This is a genomic window from Herbaspirillum lusitanum P6-12 (genome assembly GCF_000256565.1).
Classification (GTDB): Bacteria; Pseudomonadota; Gammaproteobacteria; order Burkholderiales; family Burkholderiaceae_D; genus Herbaspirillum; species Herbaspirillum lusitanum.
Map to the genome: position 1 here is coordinate 1 of NZ_AJHH01000209.1, position 3,315 is coordinate 3,315.

At 61.7% G+C, this 3,315-nt stretch carries 4 protein-coding genes; 2 read left to right on the forward strand and 2 right to left on the reverse strand.

From position 1 onward, the window contains the following. Nucleotides 1-1,359, reverse strand: a 1,359-nt coding sequence (locus tag HLUSI_RS0107070) for an NAD(P)H-dependent oxidoreductase (RefSeq protein WP_016833318.1), incomplete at its 3' end; no start/stop codon positions are given. 147 nt (nucleotides 1,360-1,506) lie between these two features. On the opposite strand from HLUSI_RS0107070, the gene HLUSI_RS0107075 reads away from it, so the two are divergent. Further along, the gene (locus tag HLUSI_RS0107075; protein WP_016833319.1) at nucleotides 1,507-2,472 is read left to right on the forward strand and encodes a LysR family transcriptional regulator; all 966 of its coding nucleotides are present in this window, start codon (nucleotides 1,507-1,509) and stop codon (nucleotides 2,470-2,472) included. A 42-nt stretch (nucleotides 2,473-2,514) separates the two neighbouring features. Here the strand turns inward: HLUSI_RS0107075 and HLUSI_RS0107080 are convergent, their stop codons facing one another. After that, nucleotides 2,515-2,703, reverse strand: a complete 189-nt coding sequence (locus tag HLUSI_RS0107080; protein ID WP_029363234.1) for a hypothetical protein — start codon at nucleotides 2,701-2,703, stop codon at nucleotides 2,515-2,517. Here HLUSI_RS0107080 and HLUSI_RS32455 point away from each other — a divergent pair. Next, complete coding sequence (locus HLUSI_RS32455; protein ID WP_157137769.1) at nucleotides 2,702-3,016, forward strand: hypothetical protein; 315 nt, start codon at nucleotides 2,702-2,704, stop codon at nucleotides 3,014-3,016. The two genes, HLUSI_RS0107080 and HLUSI_RS32455, sit on opposite strands and share 2 nt — an antisense overlap. Nucleotides 3,017-3,315: the final 299 nt, after the last annotated feature.

A 3,315-nucleotide genomic window follows, 5' to 3' on the forward strand; every position in this document is an offset into this window, starting at 1 on the left:
CGCCGCCAATCCCATTTCCTTGCGGAACAGCGCTTCCATTTCACGCCGTACCTGGATCGCCTGCACGCTGCTGTCGATGGCGACGTCGCTCCAGCGCACTGCCTGGCCGGCCGCGACCGGACGCTGCAGCACGATGTGATGCGCCAGGCCTATCGGCAATGCTTCGGCGTTGAGCGAGTCGGCTGCCGGCATCAGTTTGCCGTAGACCATGTGGCCGCCTTCACCGTCCAGTTTCTCGCCCGGTTTGAGATCGCGCTTGGCGGTGGCCACCGTGTCGCCGCTGAACGCCAGCGTGCTGCCGGTGGCCTGGCCGCGCACGGCGATGTTGGCCACCGAGATGCCGAGCTCAAGGCCGATCAGGTGATACGGTTTGTACATGGTGGCGTAGCGGCCGCTGGCATCGGTCTTGAGTCCGTACTGGGCGAAACAGTCGCGCACGTAATCGCTCGGCGCTTCGAAGGTCACGTACACGCCCCAGCGCAGATCGCGGAATACCGGACGGCCGTCGCGCTCCAGCGACGACACCACTTCCACCGTGCCAGAATGCGGCAGGATACCGCCGGCCGACGCCGGCTTGAGCAGATTCGGCAGGTCGTCCACGCCGCAGGGCGGGAAGGCCAGTCCGTCGGCGCCGGGCGTCAGGCCGCAGGCGTTGGCGACTGCGCCCATTTCCAGCGCCGACTTGGTGCCGTCGAGGAAGGAATTGAACATCTGCGCATTGAAGTCGCCCGAAGCCACCTGCGCTTCGCTGAAGCCGTAGTGGCCCCACACCGTATCCGGCGTCGACTGGTGATAGACCGGCAGGTACTTGGTGCCCTTGCCGGCGCACACCACGTCGAAGCCCGAGGTGCGCGCCCAGTCGACCATCTCGGCGATCAGCGCCGGCTGGTCGCCGTAGGCCATCGAGTAAATGATGCCGGCTTCGGCCGCACGGCGCGCCAGCAGAGGTCCCGCCAGTGCGTCGGCTTCGACGTTGACCATGATGATGTGTTTGCGGTGCTGGCAACACAGCAGCGCGTGACGGATGCCGGCGGCAGGGCTGCCGGTGGCGTCGATGACGATGTCGAGTTGCGGATGCGCGATCATCGCTTCGGCGTCGTCCTGCACGAAAGTGCTGCCATCGCGCAGCGCCTCTTCCCAGGAACGCGCGGCATGCATGTCGTCCTTCCAGCCGACGCGCGCAAGCGCCTGTTTGGCGCGCGCCGGCGAGAGGTCGGCGATGCCGAGCAGATGCACGCCGGGCGTGCGCGGCACTTGCGAGAGGAACATCGAGCCGAACTTGCCGGCGCCGATCAGGCCGACCCGCACCGGTTTGCCGGCTTGGGCCAGGGCCTTGAGCTGATGGAACATGCTGGACATGCTGTCTCCTTTATAGGTTTGTCGCCCGCATTGGCAAGAAAATGAACACGCAGGCGTAAAAGCAGAAAAAGAGTAGCATTGGGATTTTTCCCGGTAAATGCCGAATATCACACAATTCATGTGCAAAAAATCGCATACGGAAGTCCCATGAACAAGTTCGACTGGAACGACCTGCAAGCCTTCCTCGCCGTGGTGCGCGCCGGCCGCCTGACCGTGGCTGCGCGTCAGCTCGGCATCGATCATTCGACATTGAGCCGGCGCATCGTCGGGCTGGAAGAATCTCTCGGCGTGGCTTTGTTCGATCGCCGTTCGGCCGGCTACGCGCTGACCGTCGAAGGTGAGCGCCTGATTCCCGAAGCCGAAGCGATGGAAAGCCTGGCGGTGCGTATTCATGCGCGCCAGGACGACGCCGCGCAGGGGCTGACCGGCTCGATTCGCATCGGCACGCCGGAAGCCTGGGGCACCTATTTCCTGGCGCCGCAACTGAGCCTGCTGGCGCAGCGCCATCCGCAACTCGAGGTGGAGTTGATCGCCAATCCGCGCATGTTCAGCCTGTCCAAGCGCGAGGCCGATATTGCCGTGAGCATGACGCGGCCGGAACAGGGACGCTTGTATGCGCGCCGTCTCAATGATTACGAACTGGGGATTTACGCTGCGCGCGATTACCTGCGTCGAAAGCCGGCCGTTGAAGACAAATCGCAACTGGAAACGCATCCCTGGGTCGGCTACGTGGAAGACCTGATGTGGTCGCGCGAGCTGGATTACCTGTCCGAGATTTCACCGGCGCTGCGGCCGCACATCCGCATCTCCAACATCATCAGCCAGATGGCGGCGGTGGTCGGTGGAGCAGGTTTGGGCGTGCTGCCCTGTTTCATGGCGCGGGGCGAAAAGAAACTGGTGCGCCTGCTGCCGCAAGTGAAACTGTATCGCTCCTACTGGCTGATCACGCATGCCGATGCGCGCGACATTGTGCGGGTCAACGTGGTGGCGGATTTCATTGCGGAGCGGGTGGAGGCGGAAGGAGCGTCGTTCTGGACCGATGATGAGAATGCGGGGGCACGTGATACTGGTCGGGAAGCGATGTCAAGAAAGAAGCGCGGCAAGTCGGGCTAGGAAAATTGCGTCAGGTGACGCATCAATTCGCGTCAATTCACATCAATTGCTCCGGGCCTTTTCAATCGTGGAGCGTGCGGCTTCCATCAGCGCAGCCGGTTCTTCCGCATCGGAATCGAGGTATTGATTTTCCAGGTTGATTGCCAGATTGCTCATTTTTTCGGCAAGGTCGGCGAGTGCGACGCTGAGTTCGCACATCAGGCTGGACATTGTTTTGGGAGAGTTTGCCATGTCTCTTTCCTTAAACGGATTCGACAGGGCGGACCTGCCGGAACTGCTGGATTTCACAGACGGTCGACAACTGAACGGCTCAATGCTATCGGCTTATTTTAAGCCGATTCCATGTTTGACTGTGGACTGCGCAAAAAGTGCGTGCAAGAAGTGTGTTGGCGGCGTCAATCTGTCGCGTCAAAGATACTTGATCTCGATCGTGGCGGAGCCGTCCGGCGGCAGGTCTTGGTTCAATGGCAAGTTTTCAGGTTTGTTCGAGACCGCCTGGACATTGACTGTGGCGGCCGGCGTCGTGCCGCAGGCGCCGTCGTGATCGCGAGGTGCCGGCGCTGCGCAGTGGTCGCCGGCATCATGGTGTCAACGCGTAAAAAAAGGGCTTGCAGTTAAGTGCAAGCCCTTCGTTTTCCTGCCGTTTTTTCCACTAGTTGCTACAACGCAGAAATGCCCGTCAGAAGGTTTCCCAATCCGAATCAGAGTCCGGCATCGTCGGTTTCGGTCCCGCTGCTTTGGCAGGCGCCGAGGCGAGGCGCGGTGCGGAAGCAGTAGCAGCAGCTTTGGGTTTGCCGGCGCCTGCACATGGCCGGCATCAAGCTTGAAGCGACCGACCAGTTG

Excerpts from the sequence above, each read along its gene's own strand:
- HLUSI_RS0107075 (WP_016833319.1), top strand. The coding sequence starts at position 1,507 with ATGAACAAGTTCGACTGGAACGACCTGCAAGCCTTCCTCGCCGTGGTG.
- HLUSI_RS32455 (WP_157137769.1), top strand. The coding sequence starts at position 2,702 with ATGTCTCTTTCCTTAAACGGATTCGACAGGGCGGACCTGCCGGAACTG.
- HLUSI_RS0107080 (WP_029363234.1), bottom strand. The coding sequence starts at position 2,703 with ATGGCAAACTCTCCCAAAACAATGTCCAGCCTGATGTGCGAACTCAGC.